Source organism: Bifidobacterium choloepi (genome assembly GCF_010667615.1).
GTDB lineage: Bacteria > Actinomycetota > Actinomycetes > Actinomycetales > Bifidobacteriaceae > Bifidobacterium > Bifidobacterium choloepi.
In genome coordinates this window covers 28541-44858 of the sequence record NZ_VYSG01000001.1, presented here as the reverse complement: position 1 = coordinate 44858, position 16318 = coordinate 28541, and the positions used below count along the sequence as shown (strand labels likewise).

At 65.2% G+C, this 16318-nt stretch carries 17 protein-coding genes; 3 read left to right on the top strand and 14 right to left on the bottom strand.

The window, feature by feature from the left end; genetic code table 11:
- Positions 1–17 precede the first annotated feature (17 nt).
- Positions 18–2105: a bifunctional indole-3-glycerol phosphate synthase/tryptophan synthase subunit beta gene (locus F6S87_RS00210; protein ID WP_163226685.1), complete on the bottom strand. Its 2088-nt coding sequence runs from the start codon at positions 2103–2105 to the stop codon at positions 18–20.
- Between the two features lie 283 nt (positions 2106–2388).
- Here F6S87_RS00210 and F6S87_RS00205 point away from each other — a divergent pair, with 283 nt between their 5' ends.
- Genes F6S87_RS00205 through F6S87_RS00195 form a run of 3 tightly spaced genes read left to right on the top strand, consistent with a single transcriptional unit; the run spans position 2389 to position 4331 of the window.
- Positions 2389–2775, top strand: a complete 387-nt coding sequence (locus F6S87_RS00205) for a GntR family transcriptional regulator (RefSeq protein WP_163226684.1) — start codon at positions 2389–2391, stop codon at positions 2773–2775.
- Positions 2775–3647 (top strand): ABC transporter ATP-binding protein, encoded by an 873-nt coding sequence (locus tag F6S87_RS00200; RefSeq protein ID WP_163226683.1) that lies wholly within the window; start codon positions 2775–2777, stop codon positions 3645–3647. The genes F6S87_RS00205 and F6S87_RS00200 overlap by 1 nt, the downstream gene beginning before the upstream one ends.
- Positions 3648–4331, top strand: a complete 684-nt coding sequence (locus F6S87_RS00195) for an ABC-2 transporter permease (protein WP_163226682.1) — start codon at positions 3648–3650, stop codon at positions 4329–4331.
- A 160-nt stretch (positions 4332–4491) separates the two neighbouring features.
- On the opposite strand, the gene F6S87_RS00190 is transcribed toward F6S87_RS00195, so the two are convergent.
- From F6S87_RS00190 to def, 13 genes are all read right to left on the bottom strand, one after another.
- Positions 4492–5517, bottom strand: coding sequence for an adenosine deaminase (locus F6S87_RS00190; RefSeq protein WP_163226681.1), 1026 nt, complete (start codon positions 5515–5517; stop codon positions 4492–4494).
- 222 nt (positions 5518–5739) lie between these two features.
- Positions 5740–6039 (bottom strand): hypothetical protein, encoded by a 300-nt coding sequence (locus F6S87_RS00185; protein ID WP_163226651.1) that lies wholly within the window; start codon positions 6037–6039, stop codon positions 5740–5742.
- Positions 6040–6147: 108 nt separating this feature from the next.
- Positions 6148–6510: a hypothetical protein gene (locus F6S87_RS08555; protein ID WP_196779050.1), complete on the bottom strand. Its 363-nt coding sequence runs from the start codon at positions 6508–6510 to the stop codon at positions 6148–6150.
- A gap of 148 nt (positions 6511–6658) precedes the next feature.
- Positions 6659–8215, bottom strand: a complete 1557-nt coding sequence (gene trpE / locus F6S87_RS00175) for an anthranilate synthase component I (protein ID WP_163227502.1) — start codon at positions 8213–8215, stop codon at positions 6659–6661.
- Positions 8216–8253: 38 nt separating this feature from the next.
- On the bottom strand, positions 8254–8676 hold the full coding sequence (gene hisI / locus F6S87_RS00170; protein WP_163226680.1) for a phosphoribosyl-AMP cyclohydrolase: 423 nt from the start codon (positions 8674–8676) through the stop codon (positions 8254–8256).
- 63 nt (positions 8677–8739) lie between these two features.
- The gene (gene hisF / locus F6S87_RS00165) at positions 8740–9510 is read right to left on the bottom strand and encodes an imidazole glycerol phosphate synthase subunit HisF (RefSeq protein ID WP_163226679.1); all 771 of its coding nucleotides are present in this window, start codon (positions 9508–9510) and stop codon (positions 8740–8742) included.
- Between the two features lie 107 nt (positions 9511–9617).
- Positions 9618–10775 carry a 23S rRNA (adenine(2503)-C(2))-methyltransferase RlmN gene (rlmN, locus tag F6S87_RS00160; protein ID WP_163226678.1) on the bottom strand — a complete coding sequence of 386 codons (1158 nt, stop codon included), beginning with the start codon at positions 10773–10775 and terminating at the stop codon, positions 9618–9620.
- Positions 10776–10876: 101 nt separating this feature from the next.
- Positions 10877–11848, bottom strand: coding sequence for a phosphatidate cytidylyltransferase (locus tag F6S87_RS00155; protein ID WP_163226677.1), 972 nt, complete (start codon positions 11846–11848; stop codon positions 10877–10879).
- A gap of 136 nt (positions 11849–11984) precedes the next feature.
- Positions 11985–12539, bottom strand: coding sequence for a ribosome recycling factor (frr, locus tag F6S87_RS00150; protein WP_163226676.1), 555 nt, complete (start codon positions 12537–12539; stop codon positions 11985–11987).
- 83 nt (positions 12540–12622) lie between these two features.
- A complete protein-coding gene (gene pyrH / locus F6S87_RS00145) occupies positions 12623–13369 on the bottom strand; it encodes a UMP kinase (RefSeq protein WP_163226675.1) in 747 nt (248 codons plus the stop codon).
- Between the two features lie 229 nt (positions 13370–13598).
- On the bottom strand, positions 13599–14453 hold the full coding sequence (gene tsf / locus F6S87_RS00140; RefSeq protein WP_163226674.1) for a translation elongation factor Ts: 855 nt from the start codon (positions 14451–14453) through the stop codon (positions 13599–13601).
- Between the two features lie 217 nt (positions 14454–14670).
- Complete coding sequence (gene rpsB / locus F6S87_RS00135) at positions 14671–15513, bottom strand: 30S ribosomal protein S2 (RefSeq protein ID WP_163226673.1); 843 nt, start codon at positions 15511–15513, stop codon at positions 14671–14673.
- 256 nt (positions 15514–15769) lie between these two features.
- Positions 15770–16255 (bottom strand): peptide deformylase, encoded by a 486-nt coding sequence (gene def / locus F6S87_RS00130; RefSeq protein ID WP_163226672.1) that lies wholly within the window; start codon positions 16253–16255, stop codon positions 15770–15772.
- Between the last annotated feature and the right edge of the window lie 63 nt (positions 16256–16318).

Genomic DNA, 16318 nt, shown 5'->3' with positions numbered 1-16318 from the left:
TGCACGATCCTTCCGTCTCAGGCCGTCTGCGAGCCGCTGGCGCCGTTGGCTTCGAGGGCCTTGGCCTGGTCGTCGGTGAGGTAGCCGAACCACTTGCCGGCGGTGTTCATGTCCTTGTCGCCGCGGCCGGAGATGTTGATGATCATGACCGGATGCTCGTAACCCTTCTCCTTCAGATCGCGGGCGGCCTTGTAGGCGCCGGCGACGGCGTGGGAGCTTTCGATGGCCGGGATGATGCCCTCGGTCTCGCACAGGTCCTTGAAGCCTTCCATGGCCTCCTCGTCGGTGGCCCACGAATAGTTGACGCGGCCGATGTCCTTGAGCCACGCGTGCTCGGGACCGACGGAGGCGTAGTCGAGGCCGGCGGAGATGGAGTAAGTATCCAGCGTCTGGCCCTCACTATTCTCGAGCAGGTAGCTCTTGGCGCCCTGGAACATGCCGAGCTCGCCGGTGCCCGGCGCGAAGCGGATGGCATGGCGGCCGGATTCGGGGCCGTTGCCGCCCGCTTCGAAGCCGTAGAGATTGACGCGATCATCGTCGAGGAACGCGTTCATGATGCCGATGGCGTTCGAGCCGCCACCCACGCAGGCGCAGATGGCGTCCGGATGGTCGATGCCGTACCAGTCTTGCAGCTGTTCCCTGGCTTCCTCGCCGATGATCTTCTGGAAATCGCGGACCATAGCCGGGAACGGATGTGGCCCGGCGACGGTGCCGAGCAGGTAGTGGGTATCCTCGACGTTGGTCACCCAGTCGCGCAGCGCCTCGTTGATGGCGTCCTTCAGGATGCGGTCGCCGAGGGTGACCTCGACAACTTCGGCCCCGAGCATGCGCATGCGGGCGACGTTGAGAGCCTGGCGACGGGCGTCCACCTGACCCATGTAGATGCGACACTTGAGGCCCATCATCGCGCAGACGGTGGCGGTGGCCACGCCATGCTGGCCGGCGCCGGTCTCGGCGATGACACGCGTCTTGCCCATGCGCTTGACGAGCAGGGCCTGGCCGATGGCGTTGTTGATCTTGTGGGCGCCAGTGTGGTTGAGGTCCTCGCGCTTCAGGAAGACGTGGGCGTCCAGGCCGGTCTTTTCCTTCAGGCGTTCGGCGAAGCGTGGCGCTTCGGTCAGTGGCGAGGGACGTCCCACATACTGCTGGTTGAGCCGCTTCAATTCCTTCTGGAATTCCGGATCCACCTTGGCCTCGTTGTAGACACGTTCGAGCTCGTCGAGGGCCGTGATCAGCGCCTCGGGCACGTAGCGGCCGCCAAACTGGCCGAAATACGGGCCTTCATGTTCCGCCAATGGGGTTTCTTCGGATGCTTTCACCTTTGCTCCTGCCTTCACCAGTCGTTCGACGGCCAGGACGTGATCGTCGGCCGTCGCCACTCCTTCGCCCACGAGCACGGCATCCGCGCCGGCGCGGGCATAGTCCTCGACTTCGACGCTGCCGAACACGCCGGATTCCGCCACCCGAATGACGTTTTCCGGCAGGTTGTCGGCCAGCTCCGAGTACTTGGACACGTCCACTTTCAGGTTCTTGAGGTTGCGCGCGTTGATGCCGATGACGTCGGCACCGGCCTTGATGGCGCGTTCGATTTCCTCGCGCGTGTGCGTCTCGACGAGCGCGGTCATGCCAAGCTCGTTCGTCAGGTCCAACAAGTGCTGCAGGTTGTCGTCGTCGAGCGCGGCAACGATCAGCAGCACGAGATCGGCGCCGTGGGCGCGAGCCTCCCAGACCTGATAGTCGTTGACAATGAAGTCCTTGCGCAACACCGGAATGTCGACGGCGGCACGGACGCGGTCCAGGTCGTCGAGGCTGCCGAGGAACTTGCGGCCCTCGGTGAGCACGGAAATGGCGCTGGCGCCGCCCTGTTCGTATTCGCGGGCCAGCGCGGCCGGATCGTCGATGTCGGCCAGAAAACCCTTGGACGGGGATGCGCGCTTGATTTCGGCAATCACCGGGATGCCGTCGGCGCGCCTGAGCCATCGCTTGGCGTCCAGCGGGGCCGGCATCGTTGCCGCACGCGCCTTGAGTTCGTCAAGCGTGATCTCCTGCTCGCGGGACCGCTGGTCTTCGACCGCTCCCGCCACCAACTCATCCAAAACCGACATGAATCTCCTTCAAGCCGCATCGGTTGCCGCCCTGCGGCGGCCTTGTCCTGTATGTCACTGCCGTCATTGCGAACACGACGCCATGGCGCCGGCCGTTCGGCGGCATTGGAAGTCACTGTAATGGATTTCCGCCAGACCGCCACTCCCGCGTTTCATCTGTCGGCAACTTTTTCGTCACGACACACGCAAATCGACAACTGTTTCACACTGTTATATGCTGTTTGTTATCGGAAATAAACAGCATATAACATCATGAAACAGATTTGTCCCGAAAGGAGGAATCGTGCACATCACCATACAGAGCTCGTCGATGACACCGATCTACGAACAGATTGTCGACCAGGTCAGGCTGCAGATCACGCAGGGCACGCTGGCGGCCGAGTCGCCCCTGCCCAGCGTACGGGCGTGCGCGCGCGAATGCAGGATTTCGGCGCTGACCGTCAAGAAGGCCTATGACAAGCTCGAAGAGGAAGGACTGGTGACAACGGTGCCCGGCAAGGGCACGTTCGTCGCCGACATCTCCCCCAACATCGTGGAAGAAGAGCTGCGACGCGAGGCGGAAGAATCGTTCGCCGAAGCCATTCGCAAGGCACGGCGTACCGGCATGACCGACGCCGACATCTGCGAACTCGTGGCCCTGCTGCTCGACGACGAAACGGAGGCGGCGTAATGATTACGCTCGACCATGTCACCAAGAACTACGGCCACTTCGCGCTCGACGTGACGATGACCGTGCCCGAAGGTACCATCACGGCGATGGTCGGACCGAACGGCTCCGGCAAGAGCACGACGTTCAGGATCATCCTCGGCCTTGTCGCGCCCGACAGCGGCACGGCGACGGTGCTCGGCGAGCCGGCCGGATTGCTTGACGAGACGACGAAGCGGCGTATCGGCGCCGCATTCAGCGATTCGAACTACCCCGACAATCTCAATGTCCGGCAAGTGGCGACGATGCTCGCCGGATTCTATCCCGCATTCAATGCCGACCTGTTCTTCTCGCTCGCCAATCGCATGGCGCTGCCAGACAAGAAGAAAATCAAGGATTTCTCGACGGGCATGGCCGCCAAGCTCAAGGTGGTCGCGGCCGTTTCCCATCATCCGCAGTTGCTCGTCCTCGACGAGCCAACGGCGGGGCTGGATGTCCTCGCCCGCGATGCCATTCTCGACCTGCTGCGCGAGTTCATGGAGACACCTGGCCACAGCATCCTGGTGAGTTCGCACAATTCGCGGGATATCGCCAGCCTGTGCGACGACCTGTATCTCATCGACGACGGCGCGATTCGCCTGCACGAAACGATCGACGCCATCGGCAGCGACTACGGCGTCATCCAGGCCACCCGGTCCGAAGCCGCCACGCTGGACGATGAATACCTGCTGGCGAGGGTGCCGACGCTGGACGGTTTCCGTATCCTCACGTCGCAACGGCAATACTATGCCGAGAACTGGCCGGCGCTGCCCATCGACAAGGCCGACATCGACGACGTCGTGGCACTGATGGCGCGTTCGGAACGTCATGTCGCCGACAGTCAACCGAACAGCTGAATGGACAAGGAGAACACCGTCATGAAGGGATTGCTGATCAAGGACCTGCTGTGGTGGCGGACGAACGTCGCCCAGATCGCCGTGCTGGCCGCGCTGGTGGTCTGCTATTCGTGCAGCGACGCGCGAATCTTCGGCTATCTGTTTACCTGCCTGATCACCGTGGCCGTCTTCATCGGCACGGCAACCGCCGATGTGGAGGGAAACAGCGCCAGGCAGACCTTTACGATGCCGTTTACCCGACGGCAGTTCGTCGCCGAGAAATACCTGACATGCCTGGCCATGCCGGCACTGGTCGGTGCCGTGTTGTTCACGCTGGCGGCCGTACTGCCGGCGGCGCCGTGGCTCGACGGTGCAACGGCGCAGACGGGTGAGAACTGGTCCCAGGCCACCTTGTTCTTTCTCGTCGCGCTGGCCGGCATTGTCCTGATGACGGCCGTCGGGCTGCCGCTCGGCATCCGATTCGGCCAAGGCGGACGATACATTATGGCCACCGTATTCGCGCTGGCCTTCCTCGCCGCTTGGGCCGTCATCGAGACTACCGGAGATTCGTTTGCCGGCGAATTGGCCGGCCTTGTCCGACGCCAGTCCGCACTGTCGGGCGTGCTGTGTGCCGTCGTGCTGCTGGCGTTGCTGACGGGTTCCTACGCGCTGTCGCTGCACTGGATAAAGAGGGTGGAATTCTAGCTGGATGACATCTGCTACTACTGTCTTCCTTCCTGCCCTCTCCTCACCCTCTCTACAGAATGTCCCCCTCCGGATGTCACGAACCCTGGCTTCGAGCCAGGGTTCGTGACATCCGGAGGGGGACATGCCCGACAGCGGCCGCTGGGCGGGGGACGGGCAGCTAGCCGAGGTGCTCGGTCTTCCAGTCCTCGAGTTCGGCGAACAGGGCGGCGCGCTCCTCCTCAGTGATGAAGGAGACGGCCAGCGAGTTGCCGGCGAGCCGGGCGAGGTCGTCGAGCTTCAGGCCCAGTCCGGTGACGAGGATGTCGTAGTTCGCGGCGATGTAGCCGCCGAAGTAGGCCGGATCGTCGGAGTTGATCGTGACGGCCATGTCGTTGTTCATGAACTCGAGAATTGGCAGGTCGGACGGCTTGTCGACGACGTTGAGGCGGAGGTTCGACAGCGGGCAGCTGGTCAGGCCGATGCCCTCGGCGGCCAATCGCTCCATCATCGCCGGCGAGTCGGCGGCGTGCGTGCCGTGGTCGATGCGCTCGACGTGCAGCAGGTCGAGCGCCTCCTCGATGTACCCTACCGGGCCCTCCTCGCCGGCGTGGGCGACGCGGTGCCAGCCGAGTTCCTTCGCCTTCCTGTAGACGTCCTCGAACAGGTGCGGCGGGAAGCCTACCTCGGCGGAGTCGAGGCCGATGCCGAGGATGTCGTTCGCATACGGGGCGGCGACGTCGATGAGCTCGTCGGCCGAGGCGACCGATTCGTCGCGCACGACGGACATGATGAGGCCGACGGTGACGCCGTAGCGTTCGCGGCCGATCCTCGCGCCTTCCTTGAGGCCGTTCAGGACCGTTTCGAACGCCGTGCCGTTCTTCATGTGCACCTGCGGGTCGAAGAAGATCTCGGCGTGACGCACACCGTCTTCGGCGGCATGGCGCAGGTTGGCCAGCATGAGGTCGCGGAAGTCGTCTTCGGTCTTGAGGACGGCCATCAGCTGGTAATACAGGTTCAGGAACGACTGCAGGTCCTCGAATTCGTACTGCTTCGCGAGGTCGTCGACGTTCGTCCACGGCAGCTCGACGCCGTTGCGGGCCGCGAGTTCCAGCGCCAGTGCCGGCTCCAGCGTTCCCTCGATATGCAGGTGCAGCTCGGCCTTCGGCAGCGTGCGGATGGCGGCGGCGATTGCGGAATCAACCATTGATTGCTCACTTTCTCGTGTCGGCGGCGGCCCCGGGGCCGGACGCCGAAGCGTTTCGCTAGATGATAGTCCCAAAAGCGGCGCAACCATTCCCCGGCGTGTTGTGAACACTGCCGGTCTCCTCGCGCGGGACTTGCGCTTTCGGACATGCGACGGGGTCCCGGCCGGATCGCGATGTCCGGCCGGGACCCCGGTCATGATGGCTGGTCGTCGTGACGACGCTCAGCAGCCGCACTTCTTGCAGGCGGCCTTCGCGTCGGCCTCGTCGGCCTTCGTCTCGTCCTCGGCGATGCGGGTGGCCTCGCGATCCTCGCGGCGCTCCTCGCGGGCGGCCTTGTTTTCCTCATGATGCTCGGTGAAGCCGTGGCGCGCGTCGTCGGCCTTGTCGAGGTCCTTGTTTTCCTTCTCGAATTCCTTCTCGAGGCGCTCGGCGCGGTTCTCGGCGCGATCTTCCTCGCGCTCGGCCTTGTGCTCCTCGTGACGGGCTTCCATGTTGTCGAAATGTTCCCTGAGATCTGCCATTGTTCGCTCCTTCTGCTGACGAGTTGGCTTGACTGCGCACGGTCCGGACGCTCCGACGGGGACGGGAGAATCGTGCAAAATTCCAGGACGGTCCGGAACGGCCCGGCGCTACTTGTGCAGCTGCGAGGAGACCTGGTCCTTGAGATCGTTGACCTTGTCGGCCGCTTCCTTCGTCGCGGCGTCGGCCTTGTCCTTGAGATCCTTGCCGGCGGCGTTCGCCTTGTCGACGAAGTCCTTGCCGGCGACGGTGGCCTTGTCCTTCAGGTCGTTGGCCTTGTCGGCGGCCTTGTCCCTGAGTTCCTCGGCCTTCGCCTCGGCCTCCTTGCCCCTGGCCTCGGCCTTGAGCTTGAGTTCGTTGGCCTTGTCCTGGACTTTCCTGAGGCGCTCGTCCTCGTGCAGTTCCTTGAGGCCGTCGACCTTTTCCTCGGCCTTGTCCTTGAGTTCTTCGACCTTGTCCATGAAACCGGTCATGAGTCGCTCCTTTCCGCGTTCCTCGAATTGGTTCCATTGAAACGCAGAAGGGGGTACGACGACAGTCGGTTTTCCAGTTGGAATAATTGTTCCGCGATATGCAAAAGCGGCGGGAAACCCGCCGCTTTCTCCCGCCATGCCGTATTCGTCAGACCGTCTTCAGCTGTGCGGCGACCTGGATGGCCTCCACGCTGGCCGCGGCCTTGTTGCGGGTCTCCTGCCATTCGCTGGCCGGGACCGAGTCGAGCACGAGGCCGGCTCCGGCCTGCACGCTTGCCTCGTGGTCGCGGATGAAGGCAGTGCGTATGGCGATGGCCATGTCCATGTTGCCGGAGAAGTCGAAATAGCCGACGGTGCCGCCGTAGATGCCACGGTCGGCCGGCTCGAGTTCGTCGATGATCTCGACGGCGCGCGGCTTCGGGGCGCCCGAAAGCGTGCCTGCCGGGAAGGCGGACGTGAACACGTCGAACGTCGTCAGCTTCGGGTCGACCTGGCCGGTGACGGTCGAGCAGATGTGCATGATGTGGCTGAATCGCTTGATGTCCTTGAACGAGACGACCTCGACCGACTCGGGCACGCAGACGCGCGACAGGTCGTTGCGTGACAGGTCGACGAGCATGACGTGCTCGCTGTTTTCCTTCGGGTCGGCCAGCAGTTCGGCGGCGAGCCGCTCGTCCTCCTCGACAGTGGCGCCGCGCGGACGCGATCCGGCGATCGGGAACGTCATCGCGTGGCCGTTGTCGACCTTGATCAGCGTTTCCGGCGACGAGCCGACAATGCTGAAATCGCGGCCCCCGGCGTCGGTCAGCGTCATGAAGTACATGTACGGGCTCGGGTTGAGCGTGCGCAGCACGCGGTAGACGTCGAATGGTTCGGCCGGCGAGTCGATGTCGAGGCGCTGGGAGATGACGACCTGGAACACGTCGCCGTCGACGATGTGCCGGCGCGACTGTTCCACTGCCTGTTCGTAGACGGCCTTGGCGGTACGGAAACGCAGTTCGGGCTGCGGGACGCCGTGATCGAGGACGCTGACGCGAGCCTCGCCGTCGACGGGCGTGGCGGCGCGTCGCTGCATCGAGTCGAGCCGGGCGATGGCGTCGCGGTAGGCGTCGTCCTCGCGCGTCGGCCTGTCGTCGACGTTGACGGCGTTGGCGACGAGCCACACCGATCCGGACACGTGGTCGACGACGGCGACGTCGGTCGCCAGCGCCAGCGCCAGTTCGGGCTGGCCGGTCTCGTCGGGCGCCGTCGCGCGCAGCGTCGGCTCCCAGTGGCGGATGGCGTCCCAGCCGACGGAGCCGACGAGGCCGGAGGTCATGTTCGGCAAGCCGTCGACGTGCGGTGCCCTCAGGACACGGAGCGTTTCGCGGGCGACGTCGATGACATCGCCTTCCGTCGGTACTCCCGCGGGCACCTTGCCCATCCAGTCGGCTTGCCCGTCCTTCGAGCGCAGCTGGGCCATCGAGTCGACGCCGATGAAGCTGTAGCGACTCCACGAACCGCCGTATTCGGCTGATTCGAGGATGAACGTGCCGGACCGTCCGCCGGCGAGCCGTTCGTAGAAGCCAACGGGTGTCAGCGAGTCGGCGAGCAGCCGGCGCACCGTCGGGATGATCCGGTAGCCCTGTTCGGCCAGCGCGTGGAATTCTTCCCGGCTCGGCCAGGTTTCGCCCCAGTCGAGGCGTTCGACGCTGCAGTTGGCAATGCTGGACGTGGTCATGGGTGTCCGCTCCTTCCGGGGATTCAGTCGAGGTCCATGCGGTCGGTGACGCACGCGGGCCGGTTGCCGACAATGACGGGCAGCTGGCCGCCCTCGTCGAAGCATGAGTGCTTGCCGGTGTGGCAGGCCGCGCCGACCTGGTCGACCTCGACGAGGATGGCGTCGCCGTCGCAGTCGAGCGCGAACGACTTGACGAACTGGGCGTGACCGGACGTGTCGCCCTTGCGCCAGTACTCCTGGCGGGACCGCGACCAGAACGTCACGCGGCCCGTCGTCAGCGTGCGGCGCACGGCCTCGTCGTCCATGTAGCCGACCATGAGCACTTCGTGCGTGTCGTACTGCTGGATGACGGCGGCGACGAGGCCCTTGTCGTCGCGCTTGAGCCTCGCAGCGATGCGGGGGTCGAGTTCGGTGGTGTTGTCGTAGTCGGTGATTGTCTCGTTCATTGGTTGCGTATTCCTGCCGGTGTTGGATTCCGTGATGATTGCCGGGCGTCGATGCCCGTCCTGCTAGCGCACGTCGTAGCCGGCGGCGCGGATGGCGTCCTTGACTTCGCCGATCGTGACCTTGCCGTAGTGGAAGATCGACGCGGCGAGGACGGCGTCGGCGCCGGCGGCAATGGCCGGCGGGAAATCGTCGGCCTTGCCGGCGCCGCCGGACGCGATGATCGGAATGGAGACTTCGGAGCGCACGGCCCGGATCATCTCGAGGTCGAAGCCGTCCTGCGTGCCGTCGGCGTCCATCGAGTTGAGCAGGATTTCGCCGGCGCCGAGTTCCTCGGCCCGCTTCACCCACCACAGCGCGTCGATGCCGGTCGACTTGCGTCCGCCCATCGTCGTCACCTCGAAGCCGGATTCGGTGTGTCGTTCACCCCGCTCGCGCCGGGCGTCGACGGACAGCACGAGCACCTGGCTGCCGAAGCGGTCGGCAATGCGCGAGATCAGCGCCGGATCGTTGATGGCGGCCGTGTTGACGCCGACCTTGTCGGCGCCGCAGCGCAGCAGCGAATCGACGTCCTCGGGTGTGCGCACGCCGCCGCCGACCGTCAGCGGAATGAAGATCTGCTCGGCGGTGCGGGAGACGACGTCGACCATCGTCTGCCGGTGCGAGCTCGACGCCGTCACGTCGAGGAACGTCAGTTCGTCGGCGCCCTGCCGGTAGTATTCGGCGGCGAGCTCGACCGGATCGCCGGCGTCGCGCAGGTTCTCGAAATGGACTCCCTTGACCACCCGTCCGGCATCGACGTCCAGACAGGGAATGACACGGACGGCCAACGACATCAGCTCTCTCCTCCTCGTGCTCGGCTATGCGGTATTCAACGATTCATGCTACCGGATGCCGTGCTGCGAAGGGGCGTGCGTTTCATGCGGACGGGGGCGCCCCTCCCCTAGCGCTGCTTGGCGGCGAGCTGGCCACAGGCGCCGTCGATGTCCTGGCCACGGGTGTCCCTGAGCGTGGCGGTGATGCCGGCGCGATGCAGGATGTCGAGGAAGGCCGCCTCGTCCTCGGGCTTCGAGGCCGTCCACTTCGAGCCCTCGATCGGATTGAGCGGGATCGGATTGACGTGCACCCAGTTGTCGCCGTAGTGGTTGAGCCGCTTTGCCAGTAGCCGGGCGTGTTCGGGCTGGTCATTGATGCCGCGCATCAGCGCGTACTCGATGCTGACGCGGCGCTTCGTCGCCCGGTAGTAGTCGTGGGCGGCGTCGAGGACCTGCGTGACGTTGAAGCGGCGGTTCATCGGCACGAGTTCGTCACGCAGCTCGTCGCTCGGCGCGTGCAGCGAGACGGCGAGGCGCACCGGGATGCCCTCGGCGGCGAGCTTCCTGATGCCCGGAACGACGCCGACGGTGGAGACGGTGATGTTGCGCGCCGAGATGCCGAAGCCGTTCGGCGATTCGGCCGAGATCTGGCGGACGGCGGAGACAATCGACTTGTAGTTGCCCATCGGCTCGCCCATGCCCATGAAGACGACGTTGCTCAGGCGTCCGGGGCCGCCGGCCACCTCGCCGCGCTCCATCATGCGGGCCGCGACGCGGACTTGCTCGAGGATCTCGCCGGTCGACATGTTGCGCGTCAGTCCCAGCTGGCCGGTGGCGCAGAACGGGCATCCCATGCCGCAGCCGACCTGGCTCGAGATGCACAGCGTCGTGCGCGTCGGGTAGCGCATGAGCACGGACTCGATCTTCGAGCCGTCGAACAGTTCCCACAGCGTCTTGACGGTCTGGCCGTCGTCGGCGACCTGGCGGGTGACCTCGTGGATGAGTTCGGGGAAGAACGCCCCGGCGGCCTGTTCGCGCTTCGCGGCCGGGAAGTCGGTGAATTCGGCGGCGTCGGTGTCGAAGTGGCCGTAGTAGTGTCTGGCGAGCTGGTTGACGCGGAACTTCGGCAGGCCGAGTTCGGAGGCCTTCGCGATGCGCTCGTCGGCCGTCATGTCGGCGAAGTGGACCGGCGGCTTGCCGCGCCTCGCATGGTCCCTGGCGAGCACGTCGCGGAACCTGCCCTTCGTACCGCCTTCGGTGATGCCGGTTTCCGGTTCGACTGCCATCTGAAACTCCCGAGAAGAAAACGAAGGAACGATTCCTCCACACGGAGGAATCGTTCCATGATAATCAATGAAATGCAGTAGCCCAGTGTACCGGCGACGGCTTACATTCCGCACACGTACAGCAGGCCGCAGACGAACGGCGCGCACATCAGGATGGAGTCGACGCGGTCGAGGACACCGCCGTGGCCCTTGAGCATGTGGCCCATGTCCTTGATGCCGATGTCGCGCTTGAGCATCGAGGCGCACAGGTCGCCGAACGTGCCGACGACGCCGATCAGGACGCCCTCGACGATCGGCACCCACCAGCGCGTGGCCCACATGGCGCCGTCGTACGTGCAGGCGAAGACGATGAACGCGCCGGCCATCGCGAACAGGATGGAGCCGAGCAGGCCCTCGACCGACTTCTTCGGCGAGATGCGCGGCGAGAGCTTGTGCTTGCCGAACCAGGCGCCGAACACGAGGCCGCCGGTGTCCGACAGCGCCGGCATGAAGACGACGACGATGGCGTGCGAGACATAGTGGTCGTTGAACGTCAGCGAAATCAGGATCGTCGAGCCGAGGACGGCGATGTACAGCAGCGTGAACAGCGCGACGGCGACCTGCGTGAGGTTGGGATGCTCGGGCACGGCCAGCTCCGAGGCCATCCGGCCGTCCTGCAGCATCTTGCGGGACGCCGCGCGTTCGGCGCCGCCGCCCAGCGAGACCTGCAGCGACGAGACGAACATGACGACGACCGCCGACGCCAGCGTGCACACGCCGAGCGCGACGAGATGGTCAGCGCTGTAGAACGACGCGGCGAGCGTCAGCGTGCAGCAGATCCACAGCGTGACGATCGGGATCTTCAGGCCGATGACGGCGAGGTCGACGCGCAGCTCCCACAGCGCGAGGACCATGAAGACGACGACGAGCAGCGCGAACAGGTCGGCGCTGACGAACAGGCACGCGAGGATGACGACGACGAGCAGCGCCGCCGTGGCGATGGCCTGTGGCATGTTGCGACCGGTTTTCTGGTTGATCCTGTCGAGTTTTTCCTTGTCGCGTTCCCTGTCGCGCGTACTGCGTGAGCTGCCCATTGAAGTCCCGTGCTCCCTTGCTATCGTGTGTTGTTGCCGTTCGCCGCCGGGCGAAAAAAGGGGACGGCGACAGTCAGCGCGCCCCGCCTTCCCGTGGGGAAGCGGGGCGCACGGACCGGTTGCCGTCCGGAAGTCGTCAGACTTCCATGATTTCCTTCTGCTTGGCTTCCAGCAGGCGATCGAGCTCGTCGGTCGTCGCCTTCGTCACCTTGTCGAGGTCCTTGAGCAGGCGGTCGCCCTCGTCCTCGCCCATGTCGCCGTCCTTGACGGCCTTGTCGATCGTCTCCTTCGTCTTGCGGCGGATGTTGCGGACGGCGACCTTGCCGTCTTCGGCCTTCGACTTGGCGAGCTTGACGTACTCCTTGCGGCGTTCCTCGGTGAGCTCCGGCATCGTCAGGTGGATGACGTTGCCGTCGCGGCGCGGCGAGGCGCCAAGATCCGAGTCGCGCAGCGCCTTCTCGACGGCGTTGGCCTGCGACGGGTCGAACGGCGTGACGGACAGCGTGCGCGGCTCCGGCACGCCGATCGTCGCGACGGCCTTGAGCGGCGTCGGGGCGCCGTAGTACTCGACGACGATGCCGTTGAGCAGCGCCGGGTTCGCGCGGCCGGTGCGGATGCCGGAGAAGTTTTCCTTCGTGGATTCCACCGACTTGGCCATCTGGGCCTTCGCGGTATCGATCAGGTTTGCCATTGGTAACTCCTTTTTGCAGACCGGCCCTTCCCGGTCAAGTTCGTGGACCGTCGCCGGGGCGGCGACGGCAGGTCGTCCGGCGCTCAGGCCAGCGACGATTCCTCGTTGGACACCAGTGTACCGATTTCCTCGCCGAGCAGCGCCTTCGTGACGTTGCCTTCGCCCTCGAGGCCGAACACGCGGATGCGCTGGTCGTTGTCGCGGGCCATCGCCATCGCGGAGGCGTCCATGACGGCGAGGTTGTCGACGAGGGCGCGGTCGTAGGTCAGCGTCGCGAAGCGCTTGGCGTCCGGATCCTTGCGCGGGTCGGACGTGTAGACGCCGTCGACGCCGTTCTTGCCCATGAGCACCTCGTCGCAGTGGATTTCCAGCGAACGCTGGATCGAGACGGTGTCGGTGGAGAAGTACGGCATGCCGGCGCCGGCGCCGAAGATGACGACGCGTCCCTTTTCGAGGTGGCGGATGGCCTTGAGCGGAATGTACGGCTCGGCGACCTGGCCCATCGTGATGGCGGTCTGCACGCGCGTGGCCTGGCCGGCCTGCTCGAGGAAGTCCTGCAGCGCCAGGCAGTTCATGACGGTGCCGAGCATGCCCATGTAGTCGCCGCGCGAGCGGTCGATGCCGGCCTGCTGCAGTTCGGCGCCACGGAAGAAGTTGCCGCCGCCGGTGACGATCGCGACCTCGACGCCGCGGTCGACGGCCGCGACGATCTCGCCGGCGATGCGACGCACGACGGAGGGATCCACGCCGAGCTTGCCGCCGCCGAACGCCTCGCCCGACAGCTTCAGCAGCACCCGTCGCGGCTTGGCCGCTGTGTTCTCGTTGCCCATATGATTGACGCCTTTCCAACCTCGGAAGCATTCGAATGTACCGTCCCCTACCCTAACCGGGCTTCCCGACAGGCGCAATGGCGAGTTTGCGGCGCAATGGCGGCGCAAATGCAAAAAGGCGACGGCCGATTTCCCGCGGGAAATCGGCCGTCGCCGGTGTTGCAATCTTGTGTTTTCGGCCAGTGGCCGGTCATTGCCGGCCGTCAGGGCCGACAATGGAGACCAGGACTCAGTTCTCGTCGCCCTTGCCGACTTCGAGGCGGGCGAAGGCGAGGGCCTTGCCGCCGACTTCCTTGAACAGGTCGCCGATCGTCTTGGACGGATCCTTGACGTAGGCCTGCTCGAGCAGCACGTTCTCCTTGAAGAATGCGTTGAGACGGCCCTCGACGATCTTCGGGACGATCTTCTCCGGCTTGCCTTCGGCCAGCGACTTCTCGGTGGCCACGCGGCGCTCGGACTCGACGACGTCGGCCGGGACATCCTCGCGGGTCAGCCACTTGGCGCCCATCGCGGAGATCTGCAGCGCGGCCTCGTGGGCGACGGCGGCACCGGCTTCGTCGGTGGCGATCATCGCGACGATGCTCGGCGGCATCTCGACGGACTTCTTGTGGGCGTAGATCTCGACGTGCGGACCGGAAATCTTCGCGACCTGACCGATCTTGACGTGCTCGCCGAACAGCGCGGCGGCTTCCTCGATCTCGACCTTGACGGTTTCGCCGTTGGCGGCCGGGGCCGCGAGGACCTCGTCGACGGTGGCGGCGTCGGCCTTGACGGCGTCGGCCAGGACGGTGTCGGCGAACTCGACGAACTTCGGGGTCTTGGCGACGAAGTCGGTCTCGGAGTTGAGCTCGACGGCGTAGCCGGTGGCGGTGCCGTCGGCGACGACGACGGTGGAGGCGATGGTGCCTTCCTGGGCCTTGCGGCCTTCGCGCTTGCCGGCGGCCTGAATGCCCTTGGCACGGATGATTTCCTTGGCGCGGGCGACGTCGCCGTCGGCCTCGGTGAGCGCCTTCTTGACGTCCATCATGCCGGCGCCGGTCTCCTCGCGGACCTGCTTGATCAAAGCTGCGGTGATTGCTGCCATTGATTTCTCCTCGTAAATTCCTGTGGTCGGTGCGGCTCGTCTTCGCACGCTGCCCTCCCCAACTTGACTGGCGGTCCCGGTATTCCGGGCCGTGCGGGCGGCGGCGAATCGATACCGAATATTCACATCGGCCTGTCCGGCAGTCCGCCGGACGTGGCGGGCATCATCCCCGGGACGACACTCGCCACGGCGTGGACGGACATGGCGGACGGTGAACTCAGGCCTGGGCCTCGGCTTCGGCCACGGCGGTCTCCGCCTCGGCGACGGCGGCCTCGGTCTGGGCGACGGCGGCCTCGGCTTCGGCGCCTTCGGTCAGCAGTTCCTTCTCCCAGGCGGCCATCGGCTGCTCGCCCTCGGCCTTGGTCTTGCCGGAGCGCTCCAGCAGGCCGTCGGCGACGGCGTCGGCCATCAGGCTCGTCAGCAGCTCGATGCCGCGGATGGCGTCATCGTTGGCCGGGATCGGGTACTCGACGGATTCCGGATCGGTGTTGGTGTCGACGATGGCGACGACCGGGATGCCGAGCTTGTGGGCTTCGGAGACGGCCAGGGCTTCCTTGTTGATGTCGACGACGAACATGGCGGACGGCGTGCGGCCCATGTTGCGGATGCCGCCGAGCTGGCGCTCCAGCTTGTCCTTCTCGCGTTCGAGGAGCAGCAGCTCCTTCTTCGTCAGGCCGGAACCGTGGACGTCGGTGAAGTCCATTTCCTCGAGTTCCTTGAGACGGTTCACGCGCTTGGAGACGGTGTTGAAGTTGGTCAGCATGCCGCCGAGCCAGCGCTCGGAGACGTACGGCATGTTCACGCGGGTGGCCTGGGTGCTGACGGCTTCCTGGGCCTGCTTCTTCGTGCCGACGAACAGGACGGTGCCGTTGTGGGCGACGGTGGTCTTGATGAAGTCGTAGGCGACGTCGATCATGTCGAGCGACTTGAACAGGTTGATGATGTGGATGCCGTTGCGCTGGGTGAGGATGTACTGCTTCATCTTCGGGTTCCAGCGGCGGGTCTGGTGGCCAAAGTGCAGGCCGGCCTTCAGCATTTCGCTCATCGTGATCTGAGCCATGGTATGACTACCTTTCATTGTCGGTTCTTGCCTGGTCATGCGGTCCCGCGTGCAGAGCGTCCGGACTGGTGTCCGGTTGCTCCGACCGACACGGGCCGTCGCGAACATGACGCGAATTTGTTGCGTGCCGGTTGACAATAGTTGGATGGTTCTTCCCGCACGCGACTGCGGAAATCGCCGGATGGCACACAAGCCGCAATGATAGCACGGGGCCCGCACCACGGTCGTGGTGCGGGCCCCGTCACGGCGATTCGGATCAGCGCTGGTGTTCGCGCATGTATTTCAGCGCGGCGCGACGTTCCTCCTTCTCGAGACGGTCGAGGTAGACGTGGCCGTCGAGGTGGTCGGTTTCGTGCTGCAGCATGCGGCCCATGATGCCGGTGCCCTCGACGACGATCTCGTTGCCGTCGAGGTCGATGCCGCGCACGCGGGCGTAGTCGGCGCGACGCGTCTTGTACCACAGGCCCGGCACGGACAGGCAGCCCTCGTCGCCATACTGTTCGCCGCTGGTCTCCTCGAGCACCGGGTTGATGACGTAGCCGAGCTTGCCGTCGATGTTGTACGAGAAGACACGCAGATTGACGCCGATCTGGTTGGCAGACAGGCCGGCGCGCCCCGGATCGTCCACGGTGTCCAGCAGGTCCTGGACCAGGCGGCGGGTCGCCGGCGTGATCTCCTTCACCGGTTCGCACGGGGTGCGCAGCACTGGATCAGGAACGATGCGGATTTCTCGGATAGCCACGGGCCAACTCCTCTTCGACGGACAGACAAATACGTCATCATTGTAGTCCGGGGGCCGCCATGG

Coding starts and splice junctions, on each gene's coding strand:
- F6S87_RS00210 (WP_163226685.1), bottom strand. CDS start 2,105: ATGTCGGTTTTGGATGAGTTGGTGGCGGGAGCGGTCGAAGACCAGCGG.
- F6S87_RS00200 (WP_163226683.1), top strand. CDS start 2,775: ATGATTACGCTCGACCATGTCACCAAGAACTACGGCCACTTCGCGCTC.
- F6S87_RS00195 (WP_163226682.1), top strand. CDS start 3,648: ATGGACAAGGAGAACACCGTCATGAAGGGATTGCTGATCAAGGACCTG.
- F6S87_RS00190 (WP_163226681.1), bottom strand. CDS start 5,517: ATGGTTGATTCCGCAATCGCCGCCGCCATCCGCACGCTGCCGAAGGCC.
- F6S87_RS00185 (WP_163226651.1), bottom strand. CDS start 6,039: ATGGCAGATCTCAGGGAACATTTCGACAACATGGAAGCCCGTCACGAG.
- F6S87_RS08555 (WP_196779050.1), bottom strand. CDS start 6,510: ATGACCGGTTTCATGGACAAGGTCGAAGAACTCAAGGACAAGGCCGAG.
- hisI (WP_163226680.1), bottom strand. CDS start 8,676: ATGAACGAGACAATCACCGACTACGACAACACCACCGAACTCGACCCC.
- hisF (WP_163226679.1), bottom strand. CDS start 9,510: ATGTCGTTGGCCGTCCGTGTCATTCCCTGTCTGGACGTCGATGCCGGA.
- rlmN (WP_163226678.1), bottom strand. CDS start 10,775: ATGGCAGTCGAACCGGAAACCGGCATCACCGAAGGCGGTACGAAGGGC.
- F6S87_RS00155 (WP_163226677.1), bottom strand. CDS start 11,848: ATGGGCAGCTCACGCAGTACGCGCGACAGGGAACGCGACAAGGAAAAA.
- frr (WP_163226676.1), bottom strand. CDS start 12,539: ATGGCAAACCTGATCGATACCGCGAAGGCCCAGATGGCCAAGTCGGTG.
- pyrH (WP_163226675.1), bottom strand. CDS start 13,369: ATGGGCAACGAGAACACAGCGGCCAAGCCGCGACGGGTGCTGCTGAAG.
- tsf (WP_163226674.1), bottom strand. CDS start 14,453: ATGGCAGCAATCACCGCAGCTTTGATCAAGCAGGTCCGCGAGGAGACC.
- rpsB (WP_163226673.1), bottom strand. CDS start 15,513: ATGGCTCAGATCACGATGAGCGAAATGCTGAAGGCCGGCCTGCACTTT.